A 14,836-nucleotide genomic window follows, 5' to 3' on the forward strand; every position below is an offset into this window, starting at 1 on the left:
TAATAAAGGATCATCACATGCAAAACAGCTCGGTTTTATCGGTCAAAGATCTTAATCAAATTGTTAAAGATTTACTGTCTGATGCAATTGGGCAGGTCTGGTTAGTGGGCGAAGTTTCTAATTTTTCGCGTCCCTCATCGGGTCATTGGTATTTTTCGTTAAAAGACGATAGCGCACAAGTTCGTTGCGCGATGTTTCGCAACAGTAATTTTCGGGCAGGTTTCACGCCACAAAATGGGCAACAGGTTTTAGTTAGAGCAACAGTAACCTTGTACGAAGCTCGTGGTGAATATCAACTGGTTATTGATAAAATTCAGCCTGCAGGTGCAGGGCTATTACAACAAAAATTTGAACAGTTAAAGAAACAGCTTTCAGATGAAGGAATATTTGATGCCATTTATAAAAAGCCACTTCCTGAAAATATCCGCACCGTGGGGATTATTACATCGTCGACAGGCGCAGCGTTGCATGATATTTGCCAGATATTAAAACGTCGTGATCCAAGTTTGCATGTGGTTATCTACCCAACGCAAGTACAAGGTATTGAAGCGGCCGAACAAATTGCCAAAATGATTCAAATCGCCAACATTCGTAAAGAGTGTGATGTCTTAATTGTTGGACGGGGTGGCGGATCGATTGAAGATTTATGGTCATTTAACGAAGAAATCGTTGCAAGGGCTATATTTGCAAGTCAATTACCGATTGTCAGTGCCGTTGGGCATGAAATTGATTTTACCATTGCTGATTTTGTTGCTGATGTTAGAGCTGCAACACCATCGGCTGCTGCCGAACTAGTTAGCCAAGATAGCCTAGCGCAAGTTAAGCGCTTGCAAGTTCAACAGCAGCATTTATCCATGGCAATGGATTATTATTTAATACAGTGCCGAGAAAAACTCAATAAATGGCGACATCAATTACAAACTCAACATCCACAAACAAAGCTAGAAAAACAATTAAATCAACTTTTAGCTTATCGCCATTCATTATCTGAAAATATTCAGCAATATTTACTCAGACTATCAAATCGCTATAATTCACTCGATAAACGACTATTACGAGTATCTCCACAAAATAATATTACCTATTTAGGGCAACTTACTTGGCAAAAAAAACAGCAATTAATTAATTTAATTAAACAAAAGTTAACAAAATCACAACATCAATTTGTTTTACAAACCTCTCAACTTAACAACGTTAGTCCGTTAGCCACTCTTGAACGAGGTTATTCAGTTACCACCGACCAAGGCAACACAGTAGTTCGTCGTTCTGAACAAGTCACGGTAGGTGATATTATCGTAACAAGGCTGAAAAAAGGTAAACTTGTTAGCCAAATTATAAAAATTAACAAATAAATTAATTATCTTTAAAGATCATTGATAAACTGTTTTTATTATAGTTTTAACTTCATTTTTGCAATTCCAGTGATCATTAGTATATAATCTAAACAATGTGAAATTATTATGTTATTCAGTGAGTTTATGCATTATCCAATCGGTATTGATTTAGGCACGACAAACAGCTTAATTTGTGTTTGGCAAGATGGTAAGCCTGTCCTCATTCCTAATTCAATTGGTGAAATTGTTACACCATCTGCAGTAAGTGTTGATGAAGATGATTCTATTTTAGTTGGACATGCGGCATTGTCTCGTTTAACCACTCATCCAAATCGCAGTGCAGCAGCATTTAAACGCTTTTTAGGTTCAAATAAAGTTTTCGAATTAGGTGACAAAAAATTTACACCAACTGAACTTTCAGCCATGGTTTTAAAATCACTTAAAGCTGATGCCGAAGCGTTTTTAAAACAAGAAATTCGTGATGTGGTTATTTCGGTTCCTGCTTATTTTAATGATGAACAGCGCAAGCAAACTCGGTTCGCAGCTGAGTTAGCAGGATTAAATGCAGTGCGTTTAATTAATGAACCAACCGCCGCTGCCATGGCATATGGATTACACGAAGAACAATCGGGCAATACATTAGTATTTGATTTAGGTGGTGGCACATTTGATGTAACAGTGCTTGAATATTCAATGCCGATTATTGAAGTGCATGCTTCTGCTGGTGATAACTATTTAGGTGGTGAAGATTTTACCCAAGAGCTTGTTAAAGCTTGCTTAAGTGAATGGAACCTTAAAAAGCAAGATATTCCGACCGATGATTATGCTCGCCTGTTAGATTTAGCCGAACAACTAAAATGTCAATTAAATGGTGAACAATCACACACTTTAACTTGGTTTTGGCAAGATAAGCAGTGGCAATTTTCCTTGAACGAAAGCCGAGCTAAAACGTTATGGTTACCACTACTTAATCGACTACGAGCACCAATTGAACAGGCATTAAGTGATGCACGCTTAAAACCTAATCAGCTTGAACATATCGTATTAGTCGGTGGGTCATCGCAATTAGGTATTGTACGTGAGCTAGTGACTAAATTATTTGGTAAATTACCGTATCGCCATATCAATCCGACTACTATCGTGGCTCAAGGCGCCGCAGTTCAAGCAGCTTGTCGATTGCGAAATGCTGATGTTGAGGAAGTCATTCTTACTGATGTGTGCCCTTATACGCTAGGGATTGAAAGTTGTTCAAATAATGTCAGTGGGTTATTTTCCCCCATTATTGAACGTAATACCATTGTGCCAACTTCGAAAGTAAAAACATTTTACACAACGCACCCTCAGCAAAAAGTGATATGTATTTCGGTTTATCAAGGTGAAAATCCACGTGTTGAAAACAACGTTTTAATTGATGAGTTTGAAGTGCCTGTAACGCCAATGGAAAGAATACAAGGAATTGATGTCCGCTTTAGTTATGATCTAAATGGCTTATTAGAAGTAGACGTTGTTTTGCTTGAAACAGGTAAACAACATGGCAAAGTTATTGATCATAGTCCAATTGGATTAACAGATAAACAAAAACAAGAAAGTCATGATCGCTTGAAAGCACTTAAAATTCACCCTCGCGACGAAATGCCGAATCGTACTTTATTAGCAAGGCTAGAACGTGCATGGGCACAATCATTGGGTGATGAGAGGCTATTAATTGGATCATATATCGAAGTTTTTATGGAAGCATTAAATAGACAAAATCCTGAAGAAATTAACGAAATTCGTTGTGAAATTGAATCTAATCTACAAGATCTGAATCGATAACCAATAAAATTTAAAAAATATAAAAAGCCCTCTTTTTAGAGATAAAAAAGAGGGCTTTATTTTGTTTACTTTTACTTTTCCTTTTCTTTGGTTGTTTCTTCTACCGGTGGTCCAAAACGGTTAGTGTATTTGACACCAGAAACCCAAAATGGCGCAAAAAAGAAGATAGAAGCCAATATTTCGGCCACCAAACCGATGATCGGTTCTCCTATATCGATATCATTAAAACGTCGTTTTAAAGCAAAAACCATATTGGTTGCAGCAATAGAATAACAAATCATAGAAAAAGTAGGACTATTCAATTCAAAATTGTTGTTAAGTGCGATCATCAATCCTAACACTATGAAGCTACAATATAATTGTATAATAAAACCTTTTATATTAGTTCGTCCTTTCCAACGCCAAAACTGCCACCATTTATTTTTAGGTAATGGCTGTGATTCCAGTATTTGTCGATTTTCACGATGTTTTGCTATAAGCAATGCCGCACAAAGCCGTAAGGCTAAATCATTATCACTGCTGTTTTTAAACTTGTCTAACATTTCAAGTTCATCGTTATCACATATACCGTAATAGTTAGACAAACGTTCAGCAAGCATTATTATTTTATCAATTTGTTTGATATAATTGTATTTTTTTTGGCTATTAGAAGATGGTATAATCCAACTATCTTGCAGATCTTTGGCTATTTCTATTAACTCTTTATTATCACCAGTAATATCTTGTAACATTGTATCTAATTTATTTTTTTGCTCAGGTTTATTTAATACAATTATGTATAACAGCATTAAATAAATTGGATTTCTATTCGCCAGTTTTTGTGTCCATGTGTGCTCCATTTTTTGCGCAATATCGTCAAAATCAATAAGGTGAGGTGCATCAATAAACCATTCAATCGAATTTGGATAATTATTTAAAACATTATTAATTAGCCCACTATCATTATTAATTAGGTTATATAGCTCGGTTTCATTTTGCCAGTTACCATGCTTAAATATCTCTATTAATGGTTTAAATGGGTTATTTTCATCAATAATAAAAGTATTATTTTCTTGTCGAAGAAATTTTGCTGTTTCTACTGGTTTACAAGTAATTGCAATTACTAATAAATAACAACGATACCATTGCCAATAAGCTTCTTTATTATTAGCAATAACCGAAGGATCTGGAGATTTTGGTAGTTGATAATAATCATTAAATTTTAAAAACGTAATCCAGTCAAACATTTCCATATTTGAATAATGAAAGCTTTGATATAAATGTGATTTAGCAATATCAGGAATATCCCTGAATCTATCTAGCCATAAACGGGCATATAAAGCTAGCTTGCCATTTTCGTCGGGATCGAATTGAGGTGGAAGTTGCGCATTTTCATTATTATCAAATAACCATGCTTTAAACTCTTGCACGGGTGAAAGTTCTGCAAGCCATGCAAGATGTTGTCGTGCTTGGCGCTGCAAATGTTGCAAAATAAATTGTTCAAATGGATCATCACTTTGATCGTCTAAAATTTCTTGTAATAATATTTCATTACCATGGCGCAACATAATGGCATGTCGGTATAAACGATATAATCGATTATTGCCGTCATCGAGTAACAATATTGATAAGACTTGTTTATAACTCCAGCTTATATTTAAACCCCAATTAACAAAGTCGACAATTTCTTTTGGATACTCATCGATATTCTCTAATGCGGCTAATCGTGCTGTTGTGGTTGCTGTGATTTGCGGAATAGTATGCAAATAATTTTCTGTTTTATCGGTAGCGACACAATAACTATTATTTAGCGCCATAACTAATAATGGAAAGTAATTTTTTTCAAAATAAGTACACCACCCCGCTATCCAGCTTTCTGCTTTTTGTTGATAATGGCCTGAATAATACAACTCTAACCAAGCTTGTAAGGCATTTTGTTTGTCTTCGAGCAAAGTATATTGGATAGCGGCAATATATTTCCACTCGATAATAATATTTTCGTCTTCATCGCCTTCGGCAATACATTTTAAAGCATAATCTAAAATAGATTGATTCTTTAAGCTCGCAGTACTATGCCAATGAGCAAATTCGAGCATAAATTTCTTATCATCAGGAAGATAAATAACGGTATCTTGAGCTAAAAATGCATAAACATTTTCCGCTCTACGTTCCCCAAATAACCATTTGGCATTATATATATAATCGATAGTTGCATTTTGTAGTGTTTTATTGGTTGTTGGCAAGCATGTGTAATCAAATAAATCACCGCGATCAATGTGATTTAAATAATTATCATATATTTCATATTCATCAGTAAATTGTGTCATAAGTTGCTGACGCCAGCGTAAATTATCAGCTAAAATTTTGACACATGACTCAGATATATCTGTTGTTTTGTAACTTAATTCTAATAGTCGCCATTTTACCGAATCGATAACTGTCATGGGATAATCATAGAATGAACCGATAAATTTTTGCCATTCATCAATGTTATAGCAACGCATTGGATCGGTTAACAGGGCTTGATAAGCCTCGCAAATTTCATTTGCTTTGATTTGTTCTTCTGTTAGTTGTGGCGCTGCTTGTTTTGAATTCTCTGTCATTTCATCAACAGCTGTTTCGGGCGATTTAGCATAATTTATTGCCGATTCATAGGCTTCACGCAGTGCTTTAAACCCATCAGGATCGGTTTCAGGATGATATAACGGTAACTTTACACGATATGCTTGACGAATAACTGTGGTGTCAGTTGTTTTTTCGATGCCTAATAATTGCCAAAAATTTGTACTCATGACCAATCATACTCCGCTAATGATTCTGGTTTTTCTAGTTCGTCGATATCAATATACCAAGCCAATCGATTACAAGGCGAATCCTCGTCGTTAATTAATATTTTCATGGTATGTGTTTGTGATGCTCGGGTTAATTCACAGCGTAATGCTTCAAGATCTTCTTTATTGTTGAGTGTTTCCCAATATTGAAACCCGATCGACCAACCAGCAAAGTAGTGGTGCCAAGAGCTATAAAAATATTGGGAACGCTCGGCAATTCTTGAAAAAATCCATAGTGCTTCTTCTTCGCTAATATATTTATTAGTCGTGCCATTGCGTAGCAAATATCCCATACGGGCATAATCCCAACTACGAATGCCACCATAGCCGCATACACAAAAAGTTTGTTCAACAAACGTCAGTAATACTTTTTGGTAATCATCTTGTGCTTGGCAATAATCACGCCATTGTGATTCAGAAAATCGAGAGTACATTGCATAATATCGAGATAACATCGGTGCATGTCCATCATCAACCATATCAAACACACAGTTTAATAGTTTTTCTCGAGAATCTATTCCCCAATCATCTGCCATATCAACAAATGTTCTGTCAGGGAAAAAAGATGGCGAAGTATAACTTGCACCATATTTCTTATTTAAAGCAACCATTGGTGCAGATAAACCATATAGCCAATCGACACAATCTTGATTCATATTTGTATTCCAATCATCTAATTTATTTTATTTATTATCAAAAGATATCAGATTTTACACTAAAATAACAATTGAAATTCAAACAGAAATCTATGGTATGGTTAAGTTTAATAAAATATAAATACTGCTATAAGCTAGCATAAATCATAAAATTATTTGCAAATCAATATCTACAAGGCATAATACAAACAATTTATTGGAATTTGATTATTACAGAGTAATAAATCATAAGGAGTTATAATGAAAAAAGTTAGCTTAATAGTAATGTTAATTTCTTGCGCATTAACATTACAAGGCTGCGTTGCTGCCTTTATAGGAATTGGTGCAGGGGCTACGGCAAAAGTTGCAACTGATCCTCGTACTGCCGGTACTCAAGTTGATGATACAACACTTAGTTCACGCATGAGTATGAAAATTAAAAACAATGGGCCGTTCTTTATTGGATCGCGCATTATTATAAGTACTTATAATGGCAATATTCTTTTAACAGGGCAAGCAAATAATGAGCAAGCTGAAAAAGCTCAAAGCCTTGCTTATCAAGTTGGAGGAGTGAAAAAAGTCTATAACCAAATTCGTATTGGTGAACCGGTTGGAGCAGGAACCATTACCAATGATTCATGGATAACAACTCAAGTTAAATCTAAACTAATTTTAGATCCGCAAACAAAAGCTCGCAAAATTAAAGTTGTTACTGAAAATAGCGAAGTATTTTTAATTGGTATTGTTACATCACAAGAAGGTAAAACAGCAGCAGAGCTGGCAAGTAAAGTTCAAGGTGTGAAGAAAGTTGTTACCCTATTTACTGATATTAACAATTAACCAATCACAAAAAAGAGACTAAAAATAGGGGGCTAATTAGCCTCCTTTTTTATATGACCGACTCAATACGCTCAATCAATTTTGCTAGTCCTTGCAAACGAGATTGGCTCAGCTCGTCAGTAATTTTTAATTCATGCAAAACCGATTGAAAATCAATAGCAGCTATTTGCTGTGCAGTTTTGTGATTAGCAATACTGATTAACACAGCCAATAACCCTTTCACTATTCGCCCCTCACTATCGCCACTAAAAACATAGGTATTATCAGCCTGTTTTTGATAAATCAGCCACACGCGATTTTCACAGCCATTAACTTGGTTTTCTGTTGTTTTTTTGGATTCAGGAAAGTCAGGCAATTGCTTTGCTAACATCACAAGCTGTCGGTAACGCTCTTGCCAAGAATGTTGCTGCGAAAATAATTCGATTAAAGCTTGCTGTGATAGCATAATATTGCCTCATTTATGGTTGGTCATTTTGTAAAAAATATTCAGGATTCTATACCGTTTAAAATAGAATTACACCAATATTTCAATTGCACTTTTCAACTCTAAAATAAATTTATCCATATCTTGCTGATTATTATATGGCATCAATGAAACACGAACCGCACCATGGCAACCTAATTTATTCATCAAAGGTTGGGCACAAAGCTCGCCAGTACGGATGGCAATATTTTGTTCACTTAACAAAATAGCAATATCATTATGATGAATATTATTGATATTAAAAGTGATTATCGGGCTATCATCCACACTATAAAATTGAATATCGGCAAATTGGTTTAGTTGTGATTTTGCGTAACAAGCTAGCTGTTTTGTGTAGTTTTCAGCTTGCTTATTATCCCAACTTTTTAACCACTCAAGTACGGCATTAAAACCAACAATACCGGCAATATTAGGCGTACCAGCTTCAAATTTATAAGGAAGATCTTCTTGAATAAAATCATCAAACGAAGCGCTTTTTAGCATTTTACCGCCACCATGCCAAACCGACATTTGCTCAAGTAATGCCTTTTTACCATATAAAACGCCAAGCCCTGTTGGACCATACAATTTATGGGTAGAAAAGGCATAAAAATCGATATCTAACAGGTTAACATTAATTGCATGATGAACAACACCTTGCGCACCATCCACCACTAAAACCGCATCATATTGATGAACAATGTTGCTTATTGTCGCTAAATCAGGACAAAATCCAGTTACGTTTGACATTTGGGTGATTGCAACAATTTTAGTCTTCGCTGACATTAACGACGATAACTCATTAACATCCGACGACCACTTAACGACTTTAGCCCCCGTTTGCTTAGCCACAATCAACCAAGGTAACAAATTACTATGATGCTCTAATTCACTCACAATAATTTCATCGTTGGGTTGTAACAACAAGCGAGCATAGCTTTGCGTAATTAAGTTAATTGACTCGGTTGCACCCCGTGTCCAGATAATTTCAGCACTACTATTAGCGCCAATCAAATCGGCAACATTTTGTCTTGCCTTATCAATTGTTGCTGTTACTTGCAAAGCATCTTGGTATAAACTACGTTTTGTAGTAGCAGTATTCTGGGCATAATACGCAAGTGTCGCATCAATCATTGCTTGCGGTTTAAGTGCTGTTGCTGCTGAATCAAGATATACGCTTTCATGATTGAGCGCAGGATAATTTTCCCGAAACAGTTCAGGCAGAAAATGCTTATTGGGTAAGTTCAAGTCCGGCAATCCCATTCCAGTAACCATTACAATCTCGGTTATGTTCAATTTGCAGTGGATTTAATCCATCTTCGTTAGCTTTAAACTGCTTAATAATATCAAGTGTTTCAATACCAAGTGGTGAAATTCTAACGATATCAACCAATCCTTTCATCTCTTTTAGATTATTTCCCAAATTGTAACAATAACCGCTTTGAGTCTGAATGCCATTTAACACAAATACTTTCTGTTGTTCTTGTGAAAACACCTCACGTCCAACAGGATACTTAATACAACAAGTTTCGCATTTATCTTTAGGCTTATCTTCCGATCTTGCGGTAAAACAGCGAGCTGAATAAGCTAAAGGTAAATAACCATAACTAAACACTTCAACTTCAAAATTTCGTGCGATATTTAAACTCTCAAACTGTTTAAGCACATTACTCAACCAATCACGAGAAAGCTCAACCGGCATACACCAGCGAACCATACCTTGTTTTTGTAATAATTTTAAAGTTAAAGCGTTATAACAGTTAATAGCCGGACCTGCAACAAAGGGTAATTTATGCTCATGCGCAACATTAATGGCAGCTAAATCGTTTGCTTCGACTAAAAACTCCCCATTATTAACCAATTGCCGTAAGTCATTTAATTCTGATGGTGCTTCAAGTAAAGCTAATGTAGAAAGCACTACCTGTTTACCGGATTTAGCAATCTCTTTTGCTAATTCAATCCAGTTTGGTACTTTCATTTCACGGCGCTTGGTACAAACCGTTTCGCCCATATAAATAATATCCGCTTGACTCTCTTTGGCGGCATAATAAAAAGCTTCTGTTTCAGTTTTAGGCCAATAATAAAGCACTGGTCCTAATGCGTATTTCATGGTTTTGCTCACTATATTTATATTAGATCTTTTTCAATGATTTACGTTGATACTGTTAGCACATTACCTATTGCTAACTCACCTTATTGCCATTTACGGTGATAAGCACCTAAAGTTGTTTGTGTGCCTTCTGACACCGAACCAAGCGTATCGATCCAGCGTTGTTCGGCTTGGAACGATTGCGGATTGGCTTTATAGCGATCGATGGCTTGTCTCCATACTTTAGTGACTTGCTCGACATAAGCTGGGCTACGCTGACGGCCTTCTATTTTGACTGATGCGATATTTGCGGCAAACAGTTCAGGCAATAGCTCAATGGTATTTAAACTTGTTGGCTCCTCGATCGGATGATAAAGTTCATCCCCAACAAAATAACGACCTTTACATAATGTTGGGTAGCCTGCATTTTCGCCTTTTTTATGGCAATCAATTAACACATTATTCAGTCTTGACTCCAGTCCTTTTTCAGTCTCTTCCCAACGAACAAATTTGGCAGGCGAACAAGCGCCAACGGTATTAGGGGATTCGCCAGTCAAATAAGATGACAAATAACATCGACCTTCGGCCATAATACACAAACTACCAAAAGCAAACACTTCAAGTGGAACGGGTGACACTTGTGATAACTGTTTAACTTGATGCATCGAAAGTACACGGGGCAAAACAATACGATGTACCTGAAAATTATTATAGTAAAACTTAATCGACTCCTCATTGGTTGACGACGCTTGCACAGAAACATGACGCTCAAGATTAGGGTATTTTTCAGCCGCATAATCAAGCATAGCAAGATCGGCAATAATTAACGCATCAGCACCAATATTAGCCGCAGTATCAACTGCATATTGCCAACGTTGAAAATTTTCTGGATGGGCAAAAGTATTAATAGCAATATGCAATTTTTTGCCGTGTTTGTGTACATAATCTGAAGCTTCAATCAATCGCTTTTCATTAAAATTCAAACCAGCAAAATGACGGGCATTGGTATCGTCTTTTAAACCAATATAAACAGCATCAGCACCATTATCAATGGCGACTTTTAGTGATGGTAAAGATCCCGCTGGACAAAGAAGTTCCATAATTATTCCTAACTTAAGTTTGGCCTTTTATACGCTGCGTATTATGCAATAATTCTGAGTTTAATGCGAATGGAAAGCGGTAATTGTGCTTAAAAAGGTAGAGTAGAGCAGAGCATTGCCATCATCACTAAAAATAGGAATAAGCAATTTTTGTCATGTAAATAACAATCAAAAATAAGGTTAAAGTATATAAAACAAACAATTAAAGACGATTGCAATTAGCAAAATTGTAGAAATTTCTCTTGTTGTTTACAGTAATTTGAGAAAATACTGTAATTCCTATACCGCGCTCATTGCCGATTGTAACCTAAGCACGAACTGATAAAAACAAACCGCACAAAACCACCAACAGCAAAGATAAAAAACTAGCAATCTTATACAATTTATGGTATAAAACGCACGCTACATTTCGCATTATTTTTTTACAAAAATAATCGGAAATAACAGTATTACTTTTAATGATTAATTAACGTTATAACACACACATATCATTACACTTTTCCGGGGTGCCTTTTGCTTTATGTATAGGTCGGTAAAAGCGGATATGTGGAGGCATAACCCCAACGTCAAAATGAGGAAATCATGACTACTACAGTATCAATGCGCGATATGTTACAAGCGGGTGTACACTTTGGACACCAAACTCGTTATTGGAACCCAAAAATGAAACCATTTATTTTTGGTGCTCGTAACAAAGTTCATATTATCAATCTTGAAAAAACAGTACCACTGTTCAACGAAGCATTAGCTGAATTAAACAAGGTTGCCGCTCGTAAAGGTAAAATTTTATTTGTTGGTACAAAGCGTGCAGCTGGTGAAGCAATCAAACAAGCAGCTGAAAGCTGTGGGCAATACTACGTTAATCACCGTTGGTTAGGTGGTATGTTGACTAACTGGAAAACAGTACGTCAATCAATCAAACGTCTAAAAGATTTAGAAACACAAGCTAGTGATGGGACTTTCGACAAATTAACCAAAAAAGAAGCACTAATGCGTGCTCGTGAAATGGCTAAATTAGAAAATAGCTTGGGTGGAATTAAAAATATGGGTGGCTTACCGGATATGATTTTTGTTATTGGTGCAGACCATGAACATATCGCTATAAAAGAAGCTAACAATTTAGGTATTCCAGTCGTTGCTGTTGTTGATACTAACTCAGATCCAGATGGTATTGATTACATCGTTCCTGGTAATGATGACGCAATCCGTGCAATTCAATTATATGCAAATGCGGTTGCTCAAGCCGTTCGTGCGGGTCGTGAGCAAAATCAATCTCCAGTATCTGAAGAAAGCTTTGTTGAAGAAGCTCCAGCAGCAGAGTAATAAACTCAAATATTTTCAGGGTCGATAATAATATCGACCCATTCTAATGAAAATCATCACAATGGTTAAATAGAGGATTAAAAAATGGCTGAAGTTACCGCTTCTATGGTAAAAGAACTGCGCGAAAGAACTGGCGCAGGTATGATGGAATGTAAAAAGGCATTAGTTGAAGCTAATGGCGACATTGAACTTGCAATTGACAACATGCGTAAATCAGGTCAAGCAAAAGCAGCTAAAAAAGCAGGCCGAGTTGCTGCTGAAGGTGTGATTATTTCTAAAATCTCTGCTGATAAAAAATTTGGTGTTATTTTAGAAGTTAACTGTGAAACAGACTTCGTTGCAAAAGATGCTGGTTTCTTAGCATTTAGTGACAAAGTTGCAGAGGCAGCATTAGCAGATCGTATTACTGATGTTGCAGTACTACAAGCAAAATTTGAAGAAGAACGCACAGCATTAGTTGCTAAAATTGGTGAAAACATCGGTATTCGTCGTGTTGCTGAAATTGCTGGTGACGTAGTAGGTAGTTATCAACACGGTGCTCGTATCGGTGTATTAGTTGCTGCAAACGGTGCTGACGATGAATTAGTTAAACACATCGCAATGCACATTGCTGCAAGCAAACCAGAATATGTTGATCCAAGTGATGTTCCTGCTGATGTGGTTGAACACGAGCGTAACATCCAAATCGATATTGCAATGCAATCTGGTAAACCACGCGAAATCGCTGAAAAAATGGTTGCAGGTCGCATGCGTAAATTCACTGGCGAAGTTTCTTTAACTGGTCAACCATTTGTAATGGAACCATCAAAAACAGTAGGTGACTTATTAAAAGAAAAGAGCGCCGCAGTTGCTTCATTCATCCGTTTTGAAGTGGGTGAAGGTATTGAAAAAGTTGAAGTTGACTTTGCAGCAGAAGTTGCAGCGATATCAAAACAATCTTAATTGTTTAAAAAAACCGCCGTTAAGGCGGTTTTGTTTATCCACAAAATATTTTAAAATAATTATGTGCTAGTTTTTATTAGCTAAATAATCAAGTAATGAAATAGCGAGATTTTATATGGCAACCCCTTTTTATAAACGTATTCTTCTAAAACTCAGTGGTGAAGCACTACAAGGTGACGAAGGCTTTGGTATTGATGCAACGGTTCTTGACCGCATGGCGCAAGAAATCAAAGAATTAATTGAAATGAACGTTCAAGTTGCAGTTGTGATTGGGGGGGGTAATCTGTTTCGCGGTGCAGGTCTTGCTAAAGCAGGAATGAATCGTGTTGTTGGTGATCACATGGGCATGCTTGCAACCGTCATGAATGGTCTTGCGATGCGAGATGCATTGCATCGAATTGAAGTAAACGCTCGCCTAATGTCAGCCATTCCATTAAATGGCGTGTGCGATGATTATCGTTGGACCGAAGCAATTAGCTTACTTCGCCATGGTAGAGTGGTTATCCTTTCTGCAGGTACAGGTAACCCATTTTTTACAACCGATTCGGCAGCGTGTTTGCGTGGCATTGAAATTGAAGCAGATGTTGTTTTAAAGGCTACCAAAGTTGATGGCGTCTATTCTGCTGATCCTGTAAAGGATCCTAATGCAACACTTTATAAAACACTTAATTATGACAAAGTACTAGACGACGAATTAAAAGTTATGGACTTAGCCGCCTTTACGCTAGCACGCGACCATAATTTACCTATCTGTGTTTTCAATATGAATAAACCTGGCGCATTGCGTCGTGTCATTTTAGGTGAACAAGAAGGGACATTAATTAATAACAAAGCAACAGTAACCTGCTAATTATCTTTATTTTAAATAAGGCTTTTATTATGTTAAACGAGATTCAAAAAGAAGCGCAAACGCGCATGGAAAAAAGTATTGATGCGTTTCAAAATCATATTTCAAAAGTAAGAACTGGTCGCGCATCACCAAGCTTATTAGATGGCATTATGGTTGAATATTACGGCAGCCCAACGCCATTACGCCAACTAGCTAATATCGTTGCTGAAGATGCAAGAACGCTAGCGATTACCGTATTTGACAAATCACTTACACCACTTATTGAAAAAGCAATCTTAACATCAGATTTAGGACTTAACCCAGCGTCAGCAGGTACCGTTATTCGCGTACCACTTCCACCATTAACCGAAGAACGCCGCCGCGATTTAACCAGAATTGTCCGTAACGAAGCAGAACAAGGCCGAGTATCAATCCGTAATATTCGCCGTGATGCCAACGACCAAATCAAAGGGTTACTAAAAGATAAAGAAATCTCTGAAGATGAAGAGCGTAAAGCACAAGATTTAATCCAAAAAGCGACAGACGCCGCAATTAAAAAATTAGATGCAGTGCTTGCCGATAAAGAAAAGGAACTAATGGAGTTCTAATTCCTAACTGTTTTCTTTCTAACAAAACAAACGCTCTGCTTAGTAAAA

At 36.6% G+C, this 14,836-nt stretch carries 13 protein-coding genes; 7 read left to right on the forward strand and 6 right to left on the reverse strand.

Annotated features, from left to right (window positions below; all coding sequences use genetic code 11):
• The first annotated feature begins 17 nt into the window (after positions 1-17).
• On the forward strand, positions 18-1,352 hold the full coding sequence (xseA, locus tag GA0061080_RS02100; RefSeq protein ID WP_091120254.1) for an exodeoxyribonuclease VII large subunit: 1,335 nt from the start codon (positions 18-20) through the stop codon (positions 1,350-1,352).
• 108 nt (positions 1,353-1,460) lie between these two features.
• A complete protein-coding gene (locus GA0061080_RS02105; protein ID WP_091120257.1) occupies positions 1,461-3,149 on the forward strand; it encodes an Hsp70 family protein in 1,689 nt (562 codons plus the stop codon).
• Between the two features lie 71 nt (positions 3,150-3,220).
• On the opposite strand, the gene GA0061080_RS02110 is transcribed toward GA0061080_RS02105, so the two are convergent.
• Both GA0061080_RS02110 and GA0061080_RS02115 read right to left on the reverse strand, forming a co-directional pair.
• Positions 3,221-5,920 carry a J domain-containing protein gene (locus GA0061080_RS02110; RefSeq protein ID WP_091120262.1) on the reverse strand — a complete coding sequence of 900 codons (2,700 nt, stop codon included), beginning with the start codon at positions 5,918-5,920 and terminating at the stop codon, positions 3,221-3,223.
• Positions 5,917-6,615, reverse strand: coding sequence for a DUF1266 domain-containing protein (locus GA0061080_RS02115; protein ID WP_091120266.1), 699 nt, complete (start codon positions 6,613-6,615; stop codon positions 5,917-5,919). The genes GA0061080_RS02110 and GA0061080_RS02115 overlap by 4 nt, the downstream gene beginning before the upstream one ends.
• 240 nt (positions 6,616-6,855) lie before the next feature.
• Here GA0061080_RS02115 and dolP point away from each other — a divergent pair, with 240 nt between their 5' ends.
• Entirely contained in the window at positions 6,856-7,434 is a 579-nt protein-coding gene (dolP, locus tag GA0061080_RS02120; RefSeq protein ID WP_091120270.1) for a division/outer membrane stress-associated lipid-binding lipoprotein, read from the forward strand.
• Positions 7,435-7,483: 49 nt separating this feature from the next.
• Here the strand turns inward: dolP and csdE are convergent, their stop codons facing one another.
• The 4 genes from csdE to ubiU form a co-directional block, all read right to left on the reverse strand.
• Entirely contained in the window at positions 7,484-7,879 is a 396-nt protein-coding gene (csdE, locus tag GA0061080_RS02125; protein WP_091120273.1) for a cysteine desulfurase sulfur acceptor subunit CsdE, read from the reverse strand.
• A gap of 69 nt (positions 7,880-7,948) precedes the next feature.
• Positions 7,949-9,160, reverse strand: coding sequence for a cysteine desulfurase CsdA (gene csdA, locus GA0061080_RS02130; protein WP_091120277.1), 1,212 nt, complete (start codon positions 9,158-9,160; stop codon positions 7,949-7,951).
• Positions 9,129-10,007: a U32 family peptidase gene (locus GA0061080_RS02135; protein ID WP_034911249.1), complete on the reverse strand. Its 879-nt coding sequence runs from the start codon at positions 10,005-10,007 to the stop codon at positions 9,129-9,131. Before GA0061080_RS02135 ends, csdA begins: the two co-directional genes overlap by 32 nt.
• Positions 10,008-10,090: 83 nt before the next feature.
• Complete coding sequence (ubiU, locus tag GA0061080_RS02140) at positions 10,091-11,086, reverse strand: ubiquinone anaerobic biosynthesis protein UbiU (protein ID WP_091120282.1); 996 nt, start codon at positions 11,084-11,086, stop codon at positions 10,091-10,093.
• Between the two features lie 582 nt (positions 11,087-11,668).
• Here ubiU and rpsB point away from each other — a divergent pair.
• The 4 genes from rpsB (at position 11,669) to frr (ending at position 14,788) form a co-directional block, all read left to right on the forward strand.
• Entirely contained in the window at positions 11,669-12,409 is a 741-nt protein-coding gene (gene rpsB, locus GA0061080_RS02145) for a 30S ribosomal protein S2 (RefSeq protein ID WP_091120286.1), read from the forward strand.
• An 84-nt stretch (positions 12,410-12,493) separates the two neighbouring features.
• Complete coding sequence (gene tsf / locus GA0061080_RS02150; RefSeq protein ID WP_091120291.1) at positions 12,494-13,351, forward strand: translation elongation factor Ts; 858 nt, start codon at positions 12,494-12,496, stop codon at positions 13,349-13,351.
• Positions 13,352-13,466: 115 nt separating this feature from the next.
• Positions 13,467-14,201: a UMP kinase gene (pyrH, locus tag GA0061080_RS02155; protein ID WP_091120295.1), complete on the forward strand. Its 735-nt coding sequence runs from the start codon at positions 13,467-13,469 to the stop codon at positions 14,199-14,201.
• Between the two features lie 29 nt (positions 14,202-14,230).
• The gene (gene frr, locus GA0061080_RS02160; protein WP_091120299.1) at positions 14,231-14,788 is read left to right on the forward strand and encodes a ribosome recycling factor; all 558 of its coding nucleotides are present in this window, start codon (positions 14,231-14,233) and stop codon (positions 14,786-14,788) included.
• Positions 14,789-14,836: the final 48 nt, after the last annotated feature.

The organism is Gilliamella intestini (assembly GCF_900094935.1).
Classification (GTDB): domain Bacteria; phylum Pseudomonadota; class Gammaproteobacteria; order Enterobacterales; family Orbaceae; genus Gilliamella; species Gilliamella intestini.

Bases quoted from the DNA above. Each gene is read 5' to 3' on its own strand.
- GA0061080_RS02105 (WP_091120257.1), top strand. From the start codon at position 1,461: ATGTTATTCAGTGAGTTTATGCATTATCCAATCGGTATTGATTTAGGC.
- GA0061080_RS02110 (WP_091120262.1), bottom strand. From the start codon at position 5,920: ATGAGTACAAATTTTTGGCAATTATTAGGCATCGAAAAAACAACTGAC.
- ubiU (WP_091120282.1), bottom strand. From the start codon at position 11,086: ATGGAACTTCTTTGTCCAGCGGGATCTTTACCATCACTAAAAGTCGCC.
- pyrH (WP_091120295.1), top strand. From the start codon at position 13,467: ATGGCAACCCCTTTTTATAAACGTATTCTTCTAAAACTCAGTGGTGAA.
- csdA (WP_091120277.1), bottom strand. From the start codon at position 9,160: ATGGGATTGCCGGACTTGAACTTACCCAATAAGCATTTTCTGCCTGAA.
- xseA (WP_091120254.1), top strand. From the start codon at position 18: ATGCAAAACAGCTCGGTTTTATCGGTCAAAGATCTTAATCAAATTGTT.
- rpsB (WP_091120286.1), top strand. From the start codon at position 11,669: ATGACTACTACAGTATCAATGCGCGATATGTTACAAGCGGGTGTACAC.
- csdE (WP_091120273.1), bottom strand. From the start codon at position 7,879: ATGCTATCACAGCAAGCTTTAATCGAATTATTTTCGCAGCAACATTCT.
- GA0061080_RS02135 (WP_034911249.1), bottom strand. From the start codon at position 10,007: ATGAAATACGCATTAGGACCAGTGCTTTATTATTGGCCTAAAACTGAA.
- frr (WP_091120299.1), top strand. From the start codon at position 14,231: ATGTTAAACGAGATTCAAAAAGAAGCGCAAACGCGCATGGAAAAAAGT.
- tsf (WP_091120291.1), top strand. From the start codon at position 12,494: ATGGCTGAAGTTACCGCTTCTATGGTAAAAGAACTGCGCGAAAGAACT.
- GA0061080_RS02115 (WP_091120266.1), bottom strand. From the start codon at position 6,615: ATGAATCAAGATTGTGTCGATTGGCTATATGGTTTATCTGCACCAATG.
- dolP (WP_091120270.1), top strand. From the start codon at position 6,856: ATGAAAAAAGTTAGCTTAATAGTAATGTTAATTTCTTGCGCATTAACA.